The sequence below is a fragment of the Desertibacillus haloalkaliphilus genome (assembly GCF_019039105.1).
GTDB classification, from domain to species: Bacteria; Bacillota; Bacilli; order Bacillales; family KJ1-10-99; genus Desertibacillus; species Desertibacillus haloalkaliphilus.
This window is the reverse complement of the sequence record NZ_JAHPIV010000015.1, coordinates 53,560-74,677: the sequence shown is the minus strand read 5'-3', so window position 1 is coordinate 74,677 and position 21,118 is coordinate 53,560. Positions and strand designations below refer to the sequence as shown.

At 34.9% G+C, this 21,118-nt stretch carries 27 protein-coding genes; 18 read left to right on the top strand and 9 right to left on the bottom strand.

Translation table 11 applies throughout. The annotated features are described in order from the left end of the window. The first annotated feature begins 14 nt into the window (after positions 1-14). The 5 genes from KH400_RS16815 (at position 15) to KH400_RS16795 (ending at position 2,767) form a co-directional block, all read left to right on the top strand. Positions 15-341 (top strand): single-stranded DNA-binding protein, encoded by a 327-nt coding sequence (locus KH400_RS16815; protein ID WP_217226543.1) that lies wholly within the window; start codon positions 15-17, stop codon positions 339-341. Positions 342-465: 124 nt separating this feature from the next. Beyond that, entirely contained in the window at positions 466-1,026 is a 561-nt protein-coding gene (locus KH400_RS16810) for a hypothetical protein (protein ID WP_217226542.1), read from the top strand. Between the two features lie 150 nt (positions 1,027-1,176). Next, positions 1,177-1,542, top strand: a complete 366-nt coding sequence (locus KH400_RS16805) for a hypothetical protein (RefSeq protein ID WP_217226540.1) — start codon at positions 1,177-1,179, stop codon at positions 1,540-1,542. Between the two features lie 100 nt (positions 1,543-1,642). Beyond that, entirely contained in the window at positions 1,643-1,924 is a 282-nt protein-coding gene (locus KH400_RS16800) for a hypothetical protein (protein ID WP_217226538.1), read from the top strand. Between the two features lie 453 nt (positions 1,925-2,377). Beyond that, positions 2,378-2,767, top strand: coding sequence for a hypothetical protein (locus KH400_RS16795; protein WP_217226536.1), 390 nt, complete (start codon positions 2,378-2,380; stop codon positions 2,765-2,767). A 32-nt stretch (positions 2,768-2,799) separates the two neighbouring features. On the opposite strand, the gene KH400_RS16790 is transcribed toward KH400_RS16795, so the two are convergent. The 4 genes from KH400_RS16790 to tnpA form a co-directional block, all read right to left on the bottom strand. Continuing rightward, positions 2,800-3,201 (bottom strand): type II toxin-antitoxin system death-on-curing family toxin, encoded by a 402-nt coding sequence (locus tag KH400_RS16790; protein WP_217226534.1) that lies wholly within the window; start codon positions 3,199-3,201, stop codon positions 2,800-2,802. Next, complete coding sequence (locus KH400_RS16785) at positions 3,198-3,449, bottom strand: AbrB/MazE/SpoVT family DNA-binding domain-containing protein (RefSeq protein ID WP_217226533.1); 252 nt, start codon at positions 3,447-3,449, stop codon at positions 3,198-3,200. Before KH400_RS16785 ends, KH400_RS16790 begins: the two co-directional genes overlap by 4 nt. A gap of 249 nt (positions 3,450-3,698) precedes the next feature. Beyond that, positions 3,699-4,775, bottom strand: coding sequence for an RNA-guided endonuclease TnpB family protein (locus tag KH400_RS16780; RefSeq protein WP_217226530.1), 1,077 nt, complete (start codon positions 4,773-4,775; stop codon positions 3,699-3,701). A 4-nt stretch (positions 4,776-4,779) separates the two neighbouring features. Further along, on the bottom strand, positions 4,780-5,178 hold the full coding sequence (gene tnpA, locus KH400_RS16775) for an IS200/IS605 family transposase (RefSeq protein WP_217226529.1): 399 nt from the start codon (positions 5,176-5,178) through the stop codon (positions 4,780-4,782). 249 nt (positions 5,179-5,427) lie between these two features. Here tnpA and KH400_RS16770 point away from each other — a divergent pair, with 249 nt between their 5' ends. Both KH400_RS16770 and KH400_RS16765 read left to right on the top strand, forming a co-directional pair. Then, positions 5,428-5,757, top strand: a complete 330-nt coding sequence (locus KH400_RS16770) for a single-stranded DNA-binding protein (protein WP_217226527.1) — start codon at positions 5,428-5,430, stop codon at positions 5,755-5,757. Between the two features lie 20 nt (positions 5,758-5,777). Beyond that, on the top strand, positions 5,778-6,371 hold the full coding sequence (locus KH400_RS16765) for a hypothetical protein (protein WP_217226525.1): 594 nt from the start codon (positions 5,778-5,780) through the stop codon (positions 6,369-6,371). A gap of 79 nt (positions 6,372-6,450) precedes the next feature. Here the strand turns inward: KH400_RS16765 and KH400_RS16760 are convergent, their stop codons facing one another. Continuing rightward, positions 6,451-8,127, bottom strand: a complete 1,677-nt coding sequence (locus tag KH400_RS16760; protein WP_217226522.1) for a helix-turn-helix domain-containing protein — start codon at positions 8,125-8,127, stop codon at positions 6,451-6,453. A gap of 915 nt (positions 8,128-9,042) precedes the next feature. Here KH400_RS16760 and KH400_RS16755 point away from each other — a divergent pair. Continuing rightward, positions 9,043-10,131 (top strand): hypothetical protein, encoded by a 1,089-nt coding sequence (locus KH400_RS16755; protein WP_217226520.1) that lies wholly within the window; start codon positions 9,043-9,045, stop codon positions 10,129-10,131. Between the two features lie 474 nt (positions 10,132-10,605). Here KH400_RS16755 and KH400_RS16750 read toward each other — a convergent pair whose 3' ends face one another. After that, positions 10,606-11,802: a tyrosine-type recombinase/integrase gene (locus tag KH400_RS16750; protein ID WP_217226518.1), complete on the bottom strand. Its 1,197-nt coding sequence runs from the start codon at positions 11,800-11,802 to the stop codon at positions 10,606-10,608. Between the two features lie 466 nt (positions 11,803-12,268). Here KH400_RS16750 and KH400_RS16745 point away from each other — a divergent pair, with 466 nt between their 5' ends. The 5 genes from KH400_RS16745 (at position 12,269) to KH400_RS16725 (ending at position 15,448) form a co-directional block, all read left to right on the top strand. Then, complete coding sequence (locus KH400_RS16745; protein ID WP_217226516.1) at positions 12,269-13,234, top strand: helix-turn-helix domain-containing protein; 966 nt, start codon at positions 12,269-12,271, stop codon at positions 13,232-13,234. A gap of 29 nt (positions 13,235-13,263) precedes the next feature. Beyond that, entirely contained in the window at positions 13,264-13,434 is a 171-nt protein-coding gene (locus tag KH400_RS16740; protein ID WP_217226514.1) for a hypothetical protein, read from the top strand. Between the two features lie 581 nt (positions 13,435-14,015). Beyond that, complete coding sequence (locus KH400_RS16735; RefSeq protein WP_217226512.1) at positions 14,016-14,159, top strand: hypothetical protein; 144 nt, start codon at positions 14,016-14,018, stop codon at positions 14,157-14,159. After that, positions 14,132-14,923 carry an Abi family protein gene (locus KH400_RS16730; RefSeq protein WP_217226510.1) on the top strand — a complete coding sequence of 264 codons (792 nt, stop codon included), beginning with the start codon at positions 14,132-14,134 and terminating at the stop codon, positions 14,921-14,923. The genes KH400_RS16735 and KH400_RS16730 overlap by 28 nt, the downstream gene beginning before the upstream one ends. Positions 14,924-15,232: 309 nt before the next feature. After that, positions 15,233-15,448 (top strand): hypothetical protein, encoded by a 216-nt coding sequence (locus tag KH400_RS16725; protein WP_217226508.1) that lies wholly within the window; start codon positions 15,233-15,235, stop codon positions 15,446-15,448. 180 nt (positions 15,449-15,628) lie between these two features. Here KH400_RS16725 and KH400_RS16720 read toward each other — a convergent pair whose 3' ends face one another. Further along, positions 15,629-16,036 (bottom strand): ester cyclase, encoded by a 408-nt coding sequence (locus KH400_RS16720; protein ID WP_312889247.1) that lies wholly within the window; start codon positions 16,034-16,036, stop codon positions 15,629-15,631. Between the two features lie 27 nt (positions 16,037-16,063). After that, on the bottom strand, positions 16,064-16,843 hold the full coding sequence (locus KH400_RS16715; RefSeq protein ID WP_217226506.1) for an MBL fold metallo-hydrolase: 780 nt from the start codon (positions 16,841-16,843) through the stop codon (positions 16,064-16,066). 130 nt (positions 16,844-16,973) lie between these two features. Between KH400_RS16715 and KH400_RS16710 the strand changes: the two genes are divergently transcribed. The 5 genes from KH400_RS16710 to KH400_RS16690 all read left to right on the top strand — a co-directional run bounded on the left by KH400_RS16710 (position 16,974) and on the right by KH400_RS16690 (position 20,693). Then, positions 16,974-17,384 carry an Lrp/AsnC family transcriptional regulator gene (locus KH400_RS16710; protein WP_217226504.1) on the top strand — a complete coding sequence of 137 codons (411 nt, stop codon included), beginning with the start codon at positions 16,974-16,976 and terminating at the stop codon, positions 17,382-17,384. Between the two features lie 569 nt (positions 17,385-17,953). Continuing rightward, positions 17,954-18,670: a HipA domain-containing protein gene (locus KH400_RS16705; RefSeq protein ID WP_246589748.1), complete on the top strand. Its 717-nt coding sequence runs from the start codon at positions 17,954-17,956 to the stop codon at positions 18,668-18,670. Between the two features lie 13 nt (positions 18,671-18,683). After that, positions 18,684-19,070 carry a hypothetical protein gene (locus tag KH400_RS16700; protein WP_217226502.1) on the top strand — a complete coding sequence of 129 codons (387 nt, stop codon included), beginning with the start codon at positions 18,684-18,686 and terminating at the stop codon, positions 19,068-19,070. 115 nt (positions 19,071-19,185) lie between these two features. Beyond that, the gene (gene xerS, locus KH400_RS16695) at positions 19,186-20,289 is read left to right on the top strand and encodes a tyrosine recombinase XerS (RefSeq protein ID WP_217226500.1); all 1,104 of its coding nucleotides are present in this window, start codon (positions 19,186-19,188) and stop codon (positions 20,287-20,289) included. A 245-nt stretch (positions 20,290-20,534) separates the two neighbouring features. Further along, complete coding sequence (locus tag KH400_RS16690; protein WP_217226498.1) at positions 20,535-20,693, top strand: hypothetical protein; 159 nt, start codon at positions 20,535-20,537, stop codon at positions 20,691-20,693. A 107-nt stretch (positions 20,694-20,800) separates the two neighbouring features. Here KH400_RS16690 and KH400_RS16685 read toward each other — a convergent pair whose 3' ends face one another. Further along, entirely contained in the window at positions 20,801-21,025 is a 225-nt protein-coding gene (locus tag KH400_RS16685; protein ID WP_217226496.1) for a helix-turn-helix domain-containing protein, read from the bottom strand. Positions 21,026-21,118 lie beyond the last annotated feature (93 nt).

Sequence of the window (21,118 nt, the reverse complement as noted above, 5' to 3'; positions counted from 1 at the left end):
TAGGTGAGGAAACGATGGCAGACATTAACCGAGTAACCATATCGGGTCGATTGGTTGCTGATCCCGAACTACATTATACTGAATCACAAGTCGCCATTTGTCGCTTCACAGTGGCTTCAGATCGAGACTATCAAACGAAAAAAGGGGATCGTGCTGATTTCATCCCCGTCCTTGTCTGGCGAGCGTATGGAGAACGGTGTGCCAACAATTTGGAGAAAGGACAAGAAGTTATTATTGATGGGAAGATTCGATCACGCAATGGGACAGACCATCAAGGGAATAAGCGAACATTTATTGAATTACATGCGGAACAAATTAAGTTTGGAGCAAAGGCTCTATGATCATTACTGTGCAATAAAACTCTTCATTTTCCTTTGTGAAAGGTTTCACTTAAGCTAACGAAGCAGGAATGTTTAATAAGGAATAATGGATTTTTATGGTGAAGTTGTAGTGGGAGGGGTTAATTTGAAACCAAAAACAATATTTAAATTGGTTATTTTATCATTTTGTATTGTGATGATAGGTGCTTGTTCAGCAAATGAAAAACCAACTGTTGAAGAACAAGTTATGAAACGGGTGCCTTTTCCTAAGTCTACCAATATTCTTCATATTGAAGACCATAGGGATGGTAAAATTATTCTATATAAAGATGAAACTGGGTTTAGGTCCAGTTATTATATAGAAAAAGATGATTATTTCCAAAGCACATCAAATGCTCAATTAAACCCAGAAGATGGTTTTGAGTGGACAATGGATAATAACCCAAATTTGGCTATGTTTTCTGGTGTAATTACTGATAAAAATATTAAAGAAGTTATTGTAAAGCAAAGGACGGTAGAACAACAAGCAAAAATAATTGATATTAATGATGGCAAGAGATATTGGTTTACTACATTTGACGAATTAGAAGACCCACTAAATGGTGAACCTGATCCACTTAAAATTGAAGCTTATGATAAGGAAGGAAATCTCTATTGGAAATCAGGGGTTTATGAAGATGGTTTGTTTGAAGGGAATACAAATTAGTCCCTACTCGTTATTCGCTAACGGGTGCGATTGCTTAACAAGAGGGTATCGCCTTTTCTTGTATAAGTATAGAACAGGAATGTTTAACAAGGTTATTATATTTTTATGAAGAATTCCTATGGCAGTCATTTATGAAGTAGGATGAGAATTATGAAAAAATCAATTAAACGTCTTATTATCGGGATTTTAGGGGTTCTTGTAATATTTATGGTTATAGGAATAGTTTCTTTTTATTCTGCATTCAAGACCGAGAACCAAATGCCAATTGAGATGGTAGCTTTTAATAGTTTAACTGATGAAGAAAGTGCTTTAATACAAGTAAGCTCAAAGGATTCAATTGTAAAACAAGTACCTGTTAATGATGATTTACAAGAATCAATTGATATGAATTATGACAAAGACCAAGTTTATGCTGTTACTTTTAATAACACTGCGACAGATACTACTGGAAACCTTGTAGTTTATGTTAGTTTGGATAAAAAAGCAGTTCTTGGTAAAGGGTTTACCAGTAATTAAAATTCGGGCTTCTTGCGTTAACGGAGGCGATAGCTGAACAACGGCTATCGCTTATGGTGCTAACGAGCAGGGTTGTGGAATAAAAAATTGGAGGAGAATTATGAAGTATTTATATCGTTACGGATTTCTTATATTTACAATTATCCTTACCATAGTAGGATTTTCAAAACTAATAAATAGTGTTGAAAATGGTAGAGATTCTGCAAATGAATATTTGCGTACATCAATGGGTGGAAGTATGGATTCAGATGAATTCCGAATTATTATTGATGGGTATATTCTTTCTAATATCACATTAGGTGGAATTTTGTTTTTTGTAGGACTTACATTTTTTTGTGTTTCTGCTTATAAACTTAGTAAAAAATTCAACGAAATCAGCTAGTAGAAACACATTTCTTATTGTGTTAACGGGAGCAATAGCTGAACAAGGGGCTGTCGAATTTGGCGGCTCCTATTGCGTTAAAGAGCAGGATGCTTCAATAGCTACTCCTTTAATTTACCAAAAATGTTGAAGAGTTTTTATGTTAGGCTTAAAAGATACATTTTTATTTTGGAGGACTAAAAATGAAGTGGTTGTTTTATACGGTATTATCCATTTGGTTTTTTTACCTGTTAAATGTGTTTTTTGATGCCTTACCTTTTATAATTGTTATCGGAATTCAGATAATAGTGATGATACTTTTAGCAAAATGGTTTGTAAAAAAATAATTTGAATTCCCTCTTCAACAAACGGGAGCGAATGCTTAACAAGGGTATTCGCTTCTTTCGTTATAGGAGCAGTAATCTTTTAATAGAATTTATTTGTAGGTAAAAAAATTTATAAGGGGGAGTTTGATTGAAAAGAAAACTACCTGTTATTATCATTGTTATTGTTGTTTTATTAGGCATTATATTTATGTTTTATCAATCCGAAAAAATGGAAAATTCAAGGTTACTAGAAGAAAGAAGACAAGAGGTTATGGATAAATTAGTAAATAATTTAAGTGATTTCAATCCTGTTCTCTCTGAGTTTGTGGATGATGATTATAAAACTACAATTGCTTCTAAAATTAGTTCAGAAGGTATAGTTGAATATGATAGAGGATTGGCAAAAAATGAAGCTCCTTTCGGGAATTATATAGTTGAATTTGATTTAAACAATATGGAGATTGTTTCTGAAGAACTAGAAGTGACTAATCCTGATTACTCTGAGGAGTGGCGAGAATTTCAAGAAAGCAAAAAGTGATTTTTCACTAACGGGAGCTCTTCTTTAATAAGTTATAATTTTTCGGTATGACTTTCTATAGTGGACACAATTTGATCAAATGTGTATTTATGATTAACTACATCAACTGTAAAGTCTTGTTCCTCATCAATTCCCATCTTCCAACGAAAATGGTTTATTTTCAAAAAGACAATTAATGAAGCAAGAGCTGTTCGCTTATTCGCATTATGAAAAGCGTGGTTCTTTGCAATTGATTCAAAAAGTGCAGCTGCTTTTTCGTAAACTGTAGGATAAGCGTCACTACCAAACACTGATTGTTTTGGACGATTTAAAGCTGAGTCAAGTAAATTTGAATCTTTTACTCCTGTTGGCTCATCTGGGGAATATAGACGAATTTGAACGGTATTAATAGCGATAACTTGATTTATTGTTAAATAGACAACCTCTCCCATCATCTATCTACTAACCCTTTAAATGCTTTGTCATGCTCTTTTATTACATCATTTAAAATATCCATGAATTCAGCATCAACACCTTCAGGAAGTGTTATCTGTTCTTTTTTTCTCAACACGATTTTCCCATCTTTAACTTCAACTTGGACATCATCTCCCTGTGCTAAGCCAACTTGTTTAAGTAATTCAGTAGGAAGGGTGATTCCAAAACTATTCCCAATCTTAGTCACTTTTCTTTCGAATTGTTCCAAAAGATCACATCCTTGTTATAATTGTTATAACAATTATAACATATAAGAATGAGTTAGAAAAAAGTCCATTTGTACGTGAAATGTTACACTTAAATTGAGACTCCCACGGCTAAAGCCGCAAGCCCTACACCTGACGGTTTGACGGGTGGGATTCTTGAATGACTAAACGTTCTCAGTCCATTTCTGTTTCGAACAGCCTTCAAGGTTAGGGTATCTCATTACCCCTCCTAAGACAGTGCATCTAGCATCTTAGGCTGATTGACTATTACCATCAATCACAGGTGCATATCGAATATTCATAGCACCTACTAAATCTCTGTGTTTTTCGAATCCACATTTACACCTATATTTGCGGTCTTGTGCCTTGTTCTTTTCAGAACATTTTGGACATGTCTGGCTTGTGTATGCAGGATTCACATATTCAACTTTAATTCCTTCTAAATTCGCTTTGTATTCAATGAATTGAGATAGACGATAGAATGACCAACTGTGCAAATTCTTTTCGTTTTTACGGCTTGTTCTTGCCGTCTGTCGGATATTCGCAAGTTGTTCTAAGCGAATGACAGAAATCTTATTATCTTTTGCAAAATTAACAATCTCACGGCTAACTTTATGGTCTTGGTCTTTCATCCAGCGTTGTTCCTTATCTTTTAAATTACAAATGGCATTTAACTTTTTCTTTTTACCTAATGATTTGCGTTCATAACGAAATTTCCGCTTCACATATTTATTTTTTCTGCCGTTGCCAAAGAAACGCACCTTATCATCATCTGTTATAGCAACAGCAGGTACTTTCAAGCCCAAGTCTACACCCATGACTTTTAAACCAGTTCCTTGAACGGTAGGTATAGTGACAGAAATTTGGGCCATCCATTTATTCGTTTTCTTTGTGATACGTAGTGTACCTAATTTGTGTTTCAGCAAATCTAAATTACGTTTATCTTTATCATCCAACAAAGCACGAATAGGTGTTTTAGTTGCTTTACCGTTAATCATGATAGGCATTGAAATGTGTGTGAAATCAAAAGAATAGTTTTGGTTATTCCAAATGCATACAGGCTTCTTCAAAACAGGAACAGTAGCGAATTTGCTTTTCTTTGCTTTCTTGAACACGCTTTTAGCATCTTTAATCGCTTGATTCTTGACTGCACTTGGCAAAGAGGCAGAAATATCTTTACTTGATTTTTTTGTGCTTTTCTTTTCAACAACCATTTCAGACACAAGACTATTGATAGTAGAGATATATTCTTTACACATTTCCTGCAAGATAATTGCTTGTTTTTTTGTGGGAAGTAGTTTTATTTTGACGGTTATGGTCTGTGACATAGTTTCACCCCCTTGTTTTTTGTTGTTCGACATAGCGTTTAATTGTTTCACTTGATACATTTCCTGCGGTAGACACAAAATAGGAACGTGTCCAAAGACTCGGAAGGTGTTTAAGGTGAGAAAATTCTTCTCTTAATTTTTTAGAAGTCACTCCTTTGATTTTTGCCATAATATCAGCAGGGCTAAATGTTGGTGGTGCGTTCAGAAACATATGGGTATGGTCTTTGTCACATTCTAAAGCAACAATAATGATTTTTAATTCTTCACATTTCTCTTGGACTAATTCTTTGAATCGTTTCTCAACATCGGTTCGAAGAAATATTTTCCTTCTATACCGAGGACAAAAAACAAAGTGGTAGTTAATTAATGATACGGTTGTGTTGGTTCTTCTATATTCGTTCATATACACACTGTATCAGTCTATATAATAAAATGAAACAAATGTACAATAAATATATAGTGAAATTTTCAGATACTTGAAGTACCACAAACCTTCCATACCGTATCTGACGGCAATTCCTCCCCCACTTACCGTTGGTGCTATCGCACCTAAACACGCTTGAAGTGGGGGAGGAATTGCCGATTAATGATGAATTTTATAACATAAAACCAACTATTACATTTTTGGTTACAAAGGATAGGTGAGAAAACAATGGCTGACATTAACCGCGTAACCATATCGGGACGATTGGTCGCTGATCCCGAACTACATTATACTGAATCACAAGTCGCCATTTGTCGCTTCACAGTGGCTTCAGATCGAGACTATCAAACGAAGAAAGGGGATCGTGCTGATTTCATCCCCGTCCTTGTCTGGCGAGCGTATGGAGAACGATGCGCCAACAATTTGGAGAAGGGACAAGAAATCATTATTGATGGGAAGATTCGCTCCCGAAATGGGACAGACCATCAAGGTAACAACCGTACATTTATTGAACTACATGCGGAACAAATTAAGTTTGGGGTTAAGCCTCAGTCATAGGAAAAGAGAGTTGAAACGTTGTGGACTATCATAAACAAGAGCTATATCGCTCCATTCTAAAAAAATTAAGAGAACCGTTTCCTCCTGGGACCATCCAATTACGAAACAATTCCCCTCACAGCCAATACATACCTGCCCAAGCCTATGAGGAACGTCTTGAGGAAGTAGCTGAGATGCATTGGTCCTGGTCAATTAAAGGGGAGCCAATCATTTATGAACGTGAAAATGAAGTACAAGTAATTGGAACGTTAAAAATCCTCGATGCCAAACGTGATGGGATCGGATTTGCGTCGTTTCAACGGTTTCCAGAGGGGAAGATTAAGAACCTTAAATATGCGATTCGTTCTGCCGCTCAAGATGCCTTACGTGATGCGTGTGATCACTTCCAGATGGGATGGATCGATTTAGGTAAAGGAACTAACTTGAAAAACACAAAAAAACAAGATACTAGAATCCATATAGAAAAATCACAACCGAAAATTGATATTTGTATGATTTGTAAAACAGAATTGAGTCAAAAAGAAATAGAGTTATTACAAGAGAATCGAATTAAACTTCGGTATTGTCGTGAGCATTTGCCAAAGCATTTGGTTAATGAAGGAGTTAATCGTTAAACAATAGTTGAAAGAAGTACAGCACATATTATATGTCTAATATGTGCTGTGCTTTTTAATCTATATACTTAAGATGGGATCAAGAATTCTTTTGTACCCATGACTCAAACTTTTTGAACGTGTTTTTTTGCGGGTTACGTACTTCCCCCTTCTCATAGCGACTCAATGATTGTCGAGGAACACCAATTTCCTTTGACGCTTGGGTTAAGCTCAACCTTCTTTTCTGTCGTATCGCTTTCATTGTCTCAGGGGTCACCTGTACCTCCTGTTTTTTAATATCCCAATCAGAACTTACTACACTGTTTTGAATAGAATCTTCACTTACATTTACATCGATAACTTGTTGATCTCTTACGAAGTTGGACAGTAACCCTACTCCTTGTTCTGTATTATAAATCTCTATTAATTCTTCAGGCGGTTCAATCCAAACCTCCTGTTGCAACCAATATTCTTTAAACCAATTTGGATGATGACGTCCCATTCGACTCTCATCTAATTCTTTTACATAATCCCAGTCTTTGACTAGGCCATCCTTTTGAAGTTTATTTAATATCGATTCAAAGTGTTCCCTTACCCTTTTTGGATATCCCCCGTAGTCATGATAGTGAATATGTTCTAAGATCGTCTCAATCTTTGTTTGGATGCGCGTAAGTTTGTTTAAATTGTTATATGTGGTTCCCCAACGCCAATCGAGATATCTTGCTAAACGTTTATGATATTTTTCAGTTGTATGCTTATAATGTAGAATTTTTTGACCTATATAAGCGGTAATCTTATTATCACCGACTAACGAACTTGCTAAAAACTCATTAGGACGAATTACAAATTCATAAATACCCGTTTTTTCACCATCAATTTCCGCAGTTGTAATCCCTTTTGTTAAAAATAACGGCTCTGACTCTCTCAATCTCACACTATGAATTTTATCAGACCCTTCTTCAACTTCTTTATAGTATGTATTTTTAGTGTTTACTCTTATTTTAGATAAGAGATCCATTCGTCTCATGATTTCCTTCTTCTTTTCTATACGAAAATTGGTCTGATACCCATCTTCAATCTGTTTTCTTCCTTGAATATTCTTTAAGTTTAACACTTGATCACTGCTAAACGTTAACCAAGAATGGTTATTATCCGTATGGTTGATATAAAAAATCGTAATGATATCTAACACATCTGCGGTATAGTCATCAAGCAATGAAATTTCATTATCAACGGCTAGTGATTTCCAATCCTCAATATATGCACTAACACTTTTATTTCCCTTATTACTTTTGATTTCAAAAGTAAGGATATCATCAACAATAGTAAACTTCCCTTTCGATAATGCATCCCTAATATGGTAATAATCAAACGTGTTCCCTGACTCAAGAAAATTTTTTGATTTCATCTCAATCACTTTATCGTAAGGAACTTCAACAACGTTCTCATCATAAGCAGTTATGGTATCATTAGTAGCTAATTGATTATCGTAAGTAGGAAGGGGGTGGTTAACAGCATCCGAAAACTCTGTTTCTACGATAGGATCGATAAAGTAGTGAATTCTCTCTTCATAATGTACAGTCATCCCCAACTCTTGAACCGTTATCCCTTCATCTTCGGCTATGCTTCGAATTACACGATCTAACATAATAAGTGATGGACTATGATTCATATGATTACTTTCTAACATAGTTTCCCATTTTTCTATAATAAATGAGTCAAATAAAGGACGTACTAATTCGATCATATACTTATAAATCACTTTATTTCCTCTCATCTTCCCCCCTCCTTTACTATTATGTTTTTTCATCATAGTACAAAACGAACATGCATGACAATGGACTTTCTTATCTTTTGAACCATGAACGGGACGAACTGGTTCAAACTATGCACTTTACTAAGACGAGTGAGTTCAATCCATGTACTTTGCTAAGACGAGCGAGTTCAATCCATGTACTTTACTAAGACGAGCGAGTTCAATCCATGTACTTTGCTAAGACGAGTGAGTTCAAACGATTTGTAACAGAAAGACGAGCTCTTTCAAACAACCTTTTTAAAATACTCTTACCATATATTTTTTAAAACAAAAAAAACGATACTAGTATCGGTAAAATTTAATTCGTTCAAAAAACCCTGGTATAAAGCCATTTGTAAAGAGTCTGCAATGAATAATTCCAGCATTTCATACTGATCTTAATAGGGAAATTCCTATTTATACTCACCATAAAACAACAATATTTTCACCTTTCTGAAAACGACCAGTACATAATGAATGCACATTCAGGACGAGTGAGTTCAAACGATTTTGTACACCCTAAGACGAGACGGTTCAAACGATCGATACATATAAGAACTCCGTAACACATAAAAACATGATTGTATCAGTAGGTAGAGTCTAAATTTCATCATCAAGGTAAGTAACTAATTTTGTACGGGGTGTACAATCTTAAGACGAGCGAGTTCAAACGAATTTTTTTTTAGGAAATCTCCTAGCACTTGATATAATCACGTTTTTAAGGGGCATGTACAAAATTTTGTACGGGTATATTAGAGAAAAACACTCATTCTAACATTCTGCTATAATGACAACAACAAATTGGAGGGGAAATTATCCAATTCTGTCGTATGGACTCTAAATAACCAAAATGATTTTGTACTAGTATCAGCATGGTAGGAAAGGAGGGAAGGTCGTATGAATCCAGGAATTAGATTACATAAAGCTACATTTAAAATGGACGGATTTCGCTTTTTTGTGCAGCATTATAAACGTTTAAAGCAGTGCGACCTTCCCTCGTCGGCTTGGACAGTTTTCTTAACCATGCTTTCAGAAGCTGATAGCAGAGGAATATTACGCGAATACTCCCTTTCTGAGTGGTCTTCGGTATTAGGAGTCTCCTACCATACCCTTTATAGTGGGTTAAAATGGCTTGAACGCTGTCATTTTGTGGAGGAGATCATTATAAATGACATGCCGTACTATCGTATTTGCGAATATGAAGAGTTAAACTCGTCTGAAACGAAGTTTAACTACTTCAGAGTACCTCGTGCAATTTTAGACTCAAATGTATTCGCTAGATTTGTTCCTAGCAACAATGTGCGAGGTATCATTTTCATGCTTAGCCTCCTCGATCGTTTTCGAGTCATGGTTTCACGAAACAAAAATAAGGATCAAAATGTTCTTCGTTATACAATGGGTACATTAAAAGAGAAGTTATACAAACGTGAAGCGAAGGCTGTTCGTGAAATGATAGATGTATTACAACCGATTTTTCATATTGAAGAAGTAGGCAAAGAAGTACGTGGAAACCAAGTCCGTGTAGCTAAGTATGATTTTACACTAAGAACGGAATACCTAATTGATGTAGAGGATTTCAGTGTTCGCCAAATGATGGCAAAGTATGGGGAATCGCTCACTCAATTTTTAGATGCTATAAAAGTTCCTCATAAGAAAAAGGATACGAGGGATGTATTAGTCGCATTCCGACAAGAGGTTATCCGAAAAGTAGCCTTCTTAAATGAAAAGAAGAGTAGCCGCATTATAAGGGACGTGTTTATCGATTCACTCCAGAACATCGAGAAGCAGTATAAGGAAGTCCCAACATTTAAAATAAAATCTATTGGTGCTTACTTCCGAACAACCATGCGCGATCGGATTAAAACGATCTTTAAAACATCGACTACACGTGAAGAGCGTATTAATGCCTATGTCGATGAGTACAATCAAACGAAAAATCAACCTGATCTATCTCTTTATGAGTTAGATCAATACAAGCCTTTTTAAAAATCATGATAAAAAGGCTTATTCGTCGTTCCTAAAAAATTGTACTTAAATAAATAAGTAAGAAGCAAAGTTATTCTTTGCTTCTTTTTTTATTTCTATAAGACTTTTAAGCAAATGCTAGAAAATAACCCGAGATTTTAAACTTATAGACTTTTATATATATGGTTGTGAATATGTGTAATCTTTATAGAGACCCTTGTTAGTTTCTTAATTCTTTTAAATCATGGTGTGTAGATGTTAATTATTGAATTAGCTAGAATGTGTATTGTTAATTATTTGATCTTACTGGTTCTTAAAAACTCTCAAAAACCTTGTATCCATCGTCTCCACAAAGAATTTGAATCTCTCTTTATATTTATTGAATTCTTTATTTAAAATTGATCTTTTATATTTAATTAATTGATATCTTTAAGATGAATATGAATTTTTTATTATTAAAATGATGAAAGAATTAGAACTATAATTATAACTTCATTAAACATAATCCTCTTCATCCCACAACAATCCAACATTATTACGATCATCATAATCCTTTTGTAAGTACCGTTCAGTCGTTGATCTTGATTTATGACCCACGGATCGTTGGACATCTGATAAACTATTCGCTTTCTTTTCACTAATGGTCACAAAGTAATGGCGGAACCAATGAGGACTAACTTGCTTTTCTTTATGCTTGATCCATTCCAATCGTGGATCTCCTGACTCACCAGCTGCTTTAATGATTTTAACAACGTAATTACTCAAGTATTTGTAATTGTAAAAGTCCCTTTGGCGATTGGGAAGTAAAGGTGAATCATCATTTGGATTGATCTCGTGACTAAACCCTCGGCATTCTCTAAACTCTTTGATTCGTTGCAATGTAGGACCCATAATATACGCCCGCCTTGGTACATTTCCTTTTCCGATGACTTGTAAATAAAAGCCTCCGACTGAGCTGTTGTAATAGAGATCGTTAAATCTAGCATTGGCAATTTCACGTATTCGTAAACCTGTCGTTGCTAATAAAACGATCAAACAACTATTAATAGGATGGTCATCATAGTAATCGATGAGACTCCGTACTTCTTGATAGCTTAAATCACGTTTTGGAAAGTCATCACTTTTATTCTTCTCCCTTTTAAAGGCCCCATGTAACGGCAATTCAATATAATCGTTCTCATATAACCATCGTAAAAAACTTTTAATGACCGCAACCTTACGACGTCTCGTGCTTTTGCTGTATCCTTCTTTTCCTCGAACATTCACACCTTCTTTTAACCAATTGTGATAACTAGTGACGTGTCGTGGGTGTAGGTTTTTGAATAGTGATCCCTCTTTAAAACCAACGACATCCTCCTGGATAAACGTTTTATTTACGTGCAGCTGCATATAAAACTGAAGTAAATCTCTTAAATACTCCTTATTACTTTCAAGTGTTCGGTTATCCTCCTCATCAATATGCGTGTCTTGATGGACAAAGCAATAAATGACTTCGAGATCGGATAGGGAGTCTAGCTTCGGTCTACCGTAGCGTTCATTATTCGTCATGATGATTTCAAATTGATCCATCTGATGTTTATTAACGAGGACTGGTTTTAACTCATTTAAGACATGCTCAATCTTTATATCATTAGTTACTTCATTTAATCTACCTTGAATCAATGACAATAACTGACTTTGTTCAATTGACACTTTTAACACCTCAAATGGAATAAAATATTTTTATATGTATTTAAATTCTACCATATAAGACTAATGAACTTTAGTAATACAAAAGATTAACCTTTCTTATTATAAGAAAGAAAAATACCCAATTTTTCTACTATAAAATAATATAAGATATAGATTATATAAGTATTATAGTTATTATCATTTCATTTGTACTTTTTTATTCATTTAATATTTAAATGAGTTCTAATAAATGATAAATTAAAGGTAGGTATAGACAATACTATAAATGTTAATTTAAATATCAAATTATGTAGTGAATTTTAGTAGGGATATTTTCCATAATGACAAAAAGTGGATGTTGCTCAGGGGATCTAAGAAGAAATTAATTCTGAATTTATAGATGGGGTTTACCTGATAGGGAGTTTTATAGCCGAATAATAGTTAGTCGTATTCTTGTAAAAATTAAATTAGGAAGGTTAGTGAATGTATGATGGACCATAAAGAATTTTTTACAGTCAAAGATGTAGCATCCATACTTAATATCAGCGAGCCCGCTGTCTATAACAATATTAAAAATGAAAATTTTCGTCCTTATAACAAAAAGTATAAACATATTCATGGTGGTTATCGTTTTTCAATTGAAGAAGTTGAACGAATTAGAGAAGAGTTTCGTAAGCCAGGTCTTACAACGAAGGACATCGCAGATGAGCTCGGTGTCTCGATAAATACTATTTTAAAGTATATTCATGACGGCACCTTACCATCGGACCGACAAGAATACCGTGGACGAGTGCGTAACTTCGTTCAGGAAGAGAACTTTGAATCGTTTAAGAAATCATTTCAACAGAAGAAAAGGGAAAAAAGCTCTTTTTATTCAAGACAAACAGGTTACTTTCTATTTCAGCCCTTTAAGAACAACACTAACAATGACTTTGCAAGAATTATGGAATTCTCTGATGGAGAAGGGGTTGCAGTTACAACATCATTCGAAAAGATCCACACGGATGATTTAGAACAACGAGGATATCAACCCCTGATCGAGTTCCCTCATCTTAAAGTCAATCAAAAGAGAGGCTATGCCACGTTCACATTTCCGAAACCACCACACGTGAAGTCTCCAGTATACTCTTTACTTGAGTTCTTCATTAAAAATGTTGGGCCGCAAAATATGAAGGTGATCAACGAAGATCATTCAATCAAGGTAAAGGTTAAGCCGACGTTGATTCCATTAAACCAAAACGATAACCATGGGGAAATGGCTTTGATACAGCAACACCTCACAGAAGGTAAGCTCACGACATTGCCGGAAGAAATCTTTATCGATAGCGACTTAGAAGTTGTTAAGACGTATATCCCTTCTGAAGATAAGGATCGGTTGAAGAAAGAAGCCAAGGAGCTCGGTATGTCTTTAGAAGAATTTGTTGCACATAAGTTGTTAAAAAATCCGCAATAATCAATGGAATACGAGGAAGGTTCTAAAGGATGGAACAGTTAAGTTTGTTTGGCGATCATGTCCCCAATGACGAAAACGTATCACAGGAAGACACTGCGACAAGCCAATTACCTAAGATGGTTCGGAGTTTTGGCCCTGTTTATCATGATCGAATCCTTGATGGCATAAATAAGGGGTTAAATGCCAAAGAAATTTGTTAAAATCTTATCAATAAGCATGGGGCACCCAGTGAAACATTTTCTCAGGGAACGCCACGTATTTACCCATTGCTGATGATCTATTTAGAATTTTTATCTGAGGAAATTGAGATGACACATGTTGATCGGATAGGAGATGGAACTTTTATTCCACTTACTGAAAAAGGTACAAAACCTAGTATAATCTTAAACGCAAATTCCAGGTAAAAAAGTAATTATAAATTCATAATGGAAGGTGTACTACATATGTCGGATTCGAACATAATTGACCTTAATGGTTATAAGGTAGAAAAATCACCCATGCCCCACATCCAACGCTAGAAGAAAAGCAGGAACTGTTCATCGAGTATTTCGCTTATTATGATGATGTCGGAACGGTACAGATCACCGACAAACAAGAATATCAAAAAAAATGGCTTTATCGTAACCATTGACCGTGAGGAAGGTGTCCTCTTTCGCGCTATGATAGAATAGTTAATGTTGACTACTATAAAAATAAGTATTATTATAATAATAACAGAACCCACCACGCCTCTTAACAATGCGGACCAAGGTGGGTCATTTTGTTTTTAAGGAGAAAATAAATGGGATCGGAAGAAAATGGAGTGGAAATGAAAAAGCCCACTACGGTTAAAAAACAAGTGGAAATATTAAAAAGTAGAAATTTATATGTTGAAAATTCCGAATACGCAGAGAATTTTTGCGAAGAGTTAAATATTATCGCTTAGTAGCCTATGGATTAACATTTAAAGATCCTCTGATAAAAGATCGATATATGGAGGGTTCGTCATTCAATAAATTAACATCTATATATGAGTTCGATAGGCGACTAAGGCTTCTATTGTTGGGCGTTTTAGAAACCATTGAAATAGCATTCCGTACCCATATTTCATATGACATTGCTCATAAATTTGGTGTACTTGGCTATAAAGATAAAGAGAACTTTATTAACGAGATATATCATCGGGACTTTCTAGAAGAGTTGGAAAGGTTAATTAAACGAAGTAGAAAAGGTGAACTCTTTATCGAACACCATTTTAAAAAGTACGATGGAAATATACCGATATGGGCAGCAGTAGAGGTTACTCCAATCGGATTTATTTCTAAACTATATCGAAATTTAAATGAGGATGTTAAAAGAAACATTGCTAAATCTTATTATAATGTCCCTTATTTTTACTTAGAAAGTTGGTTACAGACATTATCGAATGTCCGAAATGTTTGTGCTCATTATGGGCGTTTATATAATAAAGAACTTACATTTAAGCCCAAATTATTTAGAGAAGAGAAAAGGCAGTTCGATAATAAGATGGTATACGCAGCGATTTATATTATTCAACGTTTATTGACAAAGACAGATGGCAGTAGATTTGTTAACGATTTAGAAACTCTAATCCATGCATACGAAGATGATATTGAATTTCTACATATTGGTTTTCCGACAAATTGGAATGAGTTGCTGTTAGAAATTAATAAGCAAAAACTATTTTGAGGAAATGCGTTGAGATGACATCGAGGTGCCAAACCTCTCCGTCGTTGTGGACTCCTGTGGGAAATCGATTTTGTCAAATGAGTTAATTGAATGAACTAGAATTGTTAGTTAATAAATTAAAGTAAAAAAATAAATCATTCATTAGTAATGGGACGCCCCACGATAATTATCTTACTGATTATTCACAGCATAAAGACGCCCGAACTTCCTGAATAATTTAAGTATATGTAAAAGAATAAGGTGAAATCTATGATATTGAACTACTCACCACTTAACACCCTTCGGGTTGTTTGAAGTGGGAGGGATTGTATGGTTTTTGAAACATTGACAGGGCAACTTTCCGTTGTGATTACTCTTGCTTTTGGGACATTGCTAATTGTTCTATACCCCTTAATAAATAAGGAAAATAAATACTTTGCTTGGTTTAGTTTGGTGATGGGCATTATAGTTTTATTGCTTTTATTATGGTTCACATTTGGCAACGAGGTTATCAGACATCAGATATTAAAATATGGACTACATTAAAAACCTGCATTCAATTAACGGATGCGTTAGTTGAAGAACAAGTTTTGAAAAAAAGCCTGTATCGTGGATTACCAAAGTAATCATTGATACAGGCTTGATTTATCAGTAACTAATTATCCTTATATATATTTAACAACAAGGTTCTTTTTTGTCTATCACACAGTTTTATCTATTAATGAATTAAGCATTAAGCTGGCGAAGAATGTCATGCACATCAACATGTGATCGTTTCTCAATAATCTTGCTATCAGCAATTCGTAATAGCATCATAAGAGAAAATCTAACCGCTTTTCCCGTTGCGGGAACACCCAAAAATGGGATGCCAGTGTGAGTACCTTCAAAAATAAAATAAACGGCTACTTGATCGCCTTCAGCTAATATTGCTTTGATTGGCATTTTAAAGTCTGGAAACGCATCAAAGTTTTTCTTTTCTGATTCGACTAGACCTTCTACACCAGGAAACGGCGTATCAATTTGCGGGAAAAAAACAAAGTCTTGATAGCAAAATTCATGTAGAGCCTCATAGTCTTCTTGTTCAATCGCCTCATAAAAACGACGAACTAATTCTTTATTCGCTTCAACGGAAATAATAATCGCTCCTTTATGGCTCTTCTCTTAAAATTTGTAAGACTCACCGTCATCCGGAACTAAAATATTAGAGGAGATCCCTTTTTCGTTAGCAAAGCCTTTTAATTCTTCTCGTGATAATGTCCAATGATTCACAGCTTCCATGTGAACGGCAATAATTTTTGCATCAGGAGTAGCCTTGTACACTTCATATACATCTTCTTTCCCCATTACTAAAGAACCACCTACTAAGAATTGATTATCTCCAGCATTTACGACAATAATTTCAGGCTTATGTGTGCTAATTACTTCCTGAACGGCATCATACCAAACCGTATCTCCAGCAGCATATAATGTTTTCTCCGATGAGTGTTTAAAAACAACCCCACACACTTGACCAGCTGCTTTTAAGATTTCGCCTCTGCCATGCTCGCCTTTTGTTTTAATCAGTTGGATATCTTTAAAAACGGTATCCTCTTGTAAAACCTCGACATTTTGGAAACCTACGTTGCGTATTTCTGTCGCATCTTCTTCATTTTGGGAAAATAGTTTAATGTCTTTTGGCAATGCTTCTATAGCTGCCTTATCCCAGTGATCAGGATGTAGATGAGTGACGGTGACCGCATCAATATCTTGAATAATATTTTCAATGGATGTAGGCAAGCTTATCAAAGGATTGTTCTCATCTTGTCTTGGTGCTTCAGGTAAGCCCACTGCAGGTCCAAAAGCAGGCAAAGTCCCTTTTTCGGCTAACATTGGATCGATTAAAAACTTTTTCCCTGCGTATTCAACGACCATTGTCGCATTTCGAATTAGCTGTATATTCATATTTAAAACTCCGTTTCTTTAAAAATTCCTTAGTACAATGTATATTCTAAACTATGACCCATTAACTGATACACAGGTTAAATAAAGTCTTTTTTCCTTTTGACTTTATTAATGAAAGGAGTTAAAGAAAATGTTAGATAACACGGACAGAAAGATCTTACATGAACTATCCAAGAACAGTCGGCTCACGATGAAAGAATTAGGTGAGAAAGTTCATTTGACTGGGCCAGCTGTTTCAACTAGAGTGGCGAAATTAGAGGATCAAGGAGTTATTGAGGGTTATTCCATTAAAGTTAACCAAGTTAAATTGGGATTTTATATACATGCTTTTCTAACGATTATTATACAAAGTACTAACCATCAGCCATATTTATCATTCGTTAAAATGCAGGAACAATATCTTGTTCGTAACTATAAGATCAGTGGAGATGGTTGTTATCTTCTAGAATGTAAGTTTCCATCCAATGAACGGATGAATCAATTTTTAGAGGAATTAAACGAGTACGCCAACTATAAATTATCCATTGTTATTGATAGCTAGTTATTAATTTAATAAGGTATTTATGAAGCAATGTACTTAAATTAATGGGAGCGTTTAATGAAACAATACATTAAAAATATCAATCTCTATAAGACCCTGTAATAAAAAGAAAACCAACATTCTGATCAATCTCTTTCAAAGTGTTGGTTTTATTATGGGCTAGTTTATAAGTGTTGAAGAAAAGCTTTTAATCAAACTAGGATACACTTAATGAATAAAGTCGTACCTACTTTAAAAATGAAAGAAGGTCATGGCTCTGAGATAGGGTGGGAGTGAATTCTCAACAATAACTGTCAGCAGACTATTGATTTATCATGAACAGTGTAAGTATTTTTCGTATAATACTTATTTTATGAATAATAGTTATTTAATATATGATACAATAAAAGCAGCTAAAATACTGAAGACTAGTGCTTTTAAAAATAAAAGGTTGCTTTTTTTAATAAATAACTTTCTAATATTGATCTTGTCAATGAGGTGAGGAGTTTGGAAGGACAAATCGAAAAAATACAAATCCCCCAAGATGCTAAGGCTATCGTTAGTACATCAAGTAAAGGTGACCAATCTAAATGGTAGTCAATAATAAATGGATTAAAGAGAATACGCGTGGATACGAAAATATGGCCGAATATGTGTCTTTTCTTATTTTAAAGAATTCAACGTTACCAAAGAATTCTTTTGTATCTTACACACCTTGTTTGATTGAAAAGCATGATGGTACTTGGACAGAAGGCTGCTATTCAAAAGATTTCCGTGGTTCTTTACAAGAAGTCACTCTTGAACGCTTATTTGAAGCACATTTTGAAACAACGGATGAAATTTTAACCAATGTACGCTACTCCACAGCTGATAAATTTAACGCCATTATGGATAAAATACACGATTTCACGGGGGTAAATGTTTCTCATCAGGTGGCACAAATGTTAGCTTTTGATGCATTTATTTTAAATGAAGATCGCCATACGAATAACATTCTGTTGCTATTTGACCCTTTAAAGGAAACTTGGCAGTTGGCTCCAATATTTGATCATGGGTTAAGTTTATTATCGGACATAAAAGATTACCCTCTTAACAAACCTATGAGCATTTTAAAAAGAAAAGTAAAATCAAAGCCTTTCAATTCTTCTTTTACAAAGCAACTTGATTTATATCAAGGGGAGCCTTTTATTAAGCGATCGGCACTTCTTAAAGATTTAGAAGACGTTCCCTACGATTTAGGTAGAGCGAAAGATGTTGTCTTATCACAATTACGCGATGTTCATTTGCAACGATTAATCATTGATTAAAGAAGGTGTTTTCATGATTGACTATATGAAATTTGATGTCATGCTATTTGATGACGTTATTGCACGTGTTGATTTAAAGCCAAATGGCAGTGATAATCCCTACGTGATTAACTATATTAAAGGGTTCAATAAACAATTTTCACCTAATCCAGAGGGATATATTACGAAAGATGAGTTAGAAAAATGGCTAAAGTGGCGTGTATTTCCTAAAACAAGAGCCAACGCGGATGAATTATTAGCTGCTCTTGGGTTAAACAGTTACAATCGTTGGGCCATTGTTCGGAAAACTCATGGTGTAATGGCTGACGATGAAATTTGGTTGCGTTTTAAAGGTGAAACATTGCGTCATCGTGATGTGACTCTACGCAAATCTCTTTTCTATCCTGACCAAACGGACTAATCAACAATATGATTTTCCTTGTCAGCGATACTAGTTTTCAGTTCAACTAACGAACATTGGTTCGTAAAAATTACATTATACGAAAAATAGGACAATAAATCACGGAGGTCATTATATGTCATCAAAACAACATGAATATTATGAACAGCGATTAATCAATCTAATGAACATCATGCCCCCGTATGTTGTTGAGTTTCTGGATTCAAGGTTAGATTATAGGTCCCCCCTCACCCTTTTTAGTTATGCTAGAGATTATCAAGAGTTTTTTAACTGGTTGATTTCTGAAGGTTTAACAGATGCAAAACAGATAAAGGATATACCGGTTGATGTACTTGCTACTCTATCATTAAAGGATGCTGAATCGTTCTTTAAGACGATGTTACGAAAGAAATATATCGTTTCTCGGAAAACCAATGAACAGAAAAAAGTCCAAGAACGTACGGTTAATCGAATGAAATCAGCTCTACGCAGCCTTTTTAAGTATTTAACCGTTGAAGCGGAAAATGAACATCATGAACCTTACTTTCATCGAAATGTGATGCAAAAAATCCAAGTGAAAAAAGTATCAGAAACCCTAAACGAACGTGCAAAAAACATCACAGATAAAATCTTTATAGACAACGCAGACAACGATTTCCTTCATTACGTTCAACATGAATATGAAAATACCCTTTCTAAAGGTCAATTAAGATATTACAAACGTGATAAAGAGCGTGATTTCACCATTCTCTCTTTATTTTTAGGCTCAGGTATCCGGCTAAATGAGTTATCAAACTTAAAGATCGGGGATATCGATGTTAAAGGCGGTGAAATTAGTGTGATCCGTAAAGGGAATAAAAAAGATTCCGTTGCCGTAACCCCGGAATCTTTAAATGATCTAGATGCCTATCTTGCTATTCGAAGTGAGCGTTATCAAGCTGATGATGATCCAAATGCTTATGTTTTTGTTACAAAAGGGAAAAATGGTTACTCTCCCCTCTCAAATCGTGCTATTCAAAAGATCGTTGAGAAGTATACCGAATCCTATGATAAACGGATGTCAGCCCATAAACTTCGTCATACGTATGCTACCAATCTAGCTGAACAAACGGGTGATATTCCATTGGTTATGACACAACTAGGACATACTTCACCTGAGACGTCATTACTCTATATAAATACTAGCAGAGAAAAAGCGCGAAAGGCTGCCGAACAATTAGGTAAACGTAGGAAAAGATAATGTAGGATACAATCTACATCATGACGAGACGTAGATAAAGAAAGTAAATAAGAATAATGGTACGCAGACAATTTTTAACTTCACATATAGGGAGTGAATCCAAAGGAGTTACAAAAAATCGAGTTGCAGAAAGTAAAAAAACAAAGTATGCCTGTTAACTAATAACATAATACATACTTTGGCTTTAAGTACCATTAGCACCCTAGACCCTACCTAACCTCATAATCCTTGCTGATGCATTTTATGTGTCAACGGATTACCTTCTTGGACGTAACAACGACCGTCCTGATCCAACCATCGGTTACTATAACAAAAAAGGCTTGAGTGACGAGGATATTGAGGATATTAAGAAATATATCGATTATATTCATTACAGATCGGGGCAAGAGAAGGAACATTCATAAGTAACAAGCACAGCTACATGGGGGCTGTGCTTGTTACTTAATGACAAAACTATAAATGGATTTCTAGGGTTTATCACCTAACGCAACGATTCTGACCGAGCGAATCTTTACATATCCCAAAAGTCACTCATTTTCTTATTCGGGTCAATTTTTCTTATAGCATTTAATATTTTTCTCATTGTTGATGGACCAGGTATGTAATCCTTATCATTGCAAACTTTTGATATCGTATTCTGACTCACTTTAGAAGCTTTAGCTAAATCCTTTTGCTCTAGACCTTTTTTATCAATCCACTTCCCTAACCGACTTCGTGGCTTTCCGATTCCCCACATCTCCCTAATCCTCCTTAAGTTTTTTAACCAGTTTGTCCACGAATCCAAATTTTATTCAATTGAATCTAAATTAATTTGTAATAGTGGACAAGC

Coding starts and splice junctions, on each gene's coding strand:
- KH400_RS16815 (WP_217226543.1), top strand. CDS start 15: ATGGCAGACATTAACCGAGTAACCATATCGGGTCGATTGGTTGCTGAT.
- KH400_RS16805 (WP_217226540.1), top strand. CDS start 1,177: ATGAAAAAATCAATTAAACGTCTTATTATCGGGATTTTAGGGGTTCTT.
- KH400_RS16800 (WP_217226538.1), top strand. CDS start 1,643: ATGAAGTATTTATATCGTTACGGATTTCTTATATTTACAATTATCCTT.
- KH400_RS16790 (WP_217226534.1), bottom strand. CDS start 3,201: ATGATGGGAGAGGTTGTCTATTTAACAATAAATCAAGTTATCGCTATT.
- KH400_RS16780 (WP_217226530.1), bottom strand. CDS start 4,775: ATGTCACAGACCATAACCGTCAAAATAAAACTACTTCCCACAAAAAAA.
- tnpA (WP_217226529.1), bottom strand. CDS start 5,178: ATGAACGAATATAGAAGAACCAACACAACCGTATCATTAATTAACTAC.
- KH400_RS16770 (WP_217226527.1), top strand. CDS start 5,428: ATGGCTGACATTAACCGCGTAACCATATCGGGACGATTGGTCGCTGAT.
- KH400_RS16760 (WP_217226522.1), bottom strand. CDS start 8,127: ATGAGAGGAAATAAAGTGATTTATAAGTATATGATCGAATTAGTACGT.
- KH400_RS16755 (WP_217226520.1), top strand. CDS start 9,043: ATGAATCCAGGAATTAGATTACATAAAGCTACATTTAAAATGGACGGA.
- KH400_RS16745 (WP_217226516.1), top strand. CDS start 12,269: ATGATGGACCATAAAGAATTTTTTACAGTCAAAGATGTAGCATCCATA.
- KH400_RS16740 (WP_217226514.1), top strand. CDS start 13,264: ATGGAACAGTTAAGTTTGTTTGGCGATCATGTCCCCAATGACGAAAAC.
- KH400_RS16735 (WP_217226512.1), top strand. CDS start 14,016: ATGGGATCGGAAGAAAATGGAGTGGAAATGAAAAAGCCCACTACGGTT.
- KH400_RS16725 (WP_217226508.1), top strand. CDS start 15,233: ATGGTTTTTGAAACATTGACAGGGCAACTTTCCGTTGTGATTACTCTT.
- KH400_RS16715 (WP_217226506.1), bottom strand. CDS start 16,843: ATGAATATACAGCTAATTCGAAATGCGACAATGGTCGTTGAATACGCA.
- KH400_RS16710 (WP_217226504.1), top strand. CDS start 16,974: ATGTTAGATAACACGGACAGAAAGATCTTACATGAACTATCCAAGAAC.
- KH400_RS16705 (WP_246589748.1), top strand. CDS start 17,954: ATGGTAGTCAATAATAAATGGATTAAAGAGAATACGCGTGGATACGAA.
- KH400_RS16700 (WP_217226502.1), top strand. CDS start 18,684: ATGATTGACTATATGAAATTTGATGTCATGCTATTTGATGACGTTATT.
- xerS (WP_217226500.1), top strand. CDS start 19,186: ATGTCATCAAAACAACATGAATATTATGAACAGCGATTAATCAATCTA.
- KH400_RS16685 (WP_217226496.1), bottom strand. CDS start 21,025: ATGTGGGGAATCGGAAAGCCACGAAGTCGGTTAGGGAAGTGGATTGAT.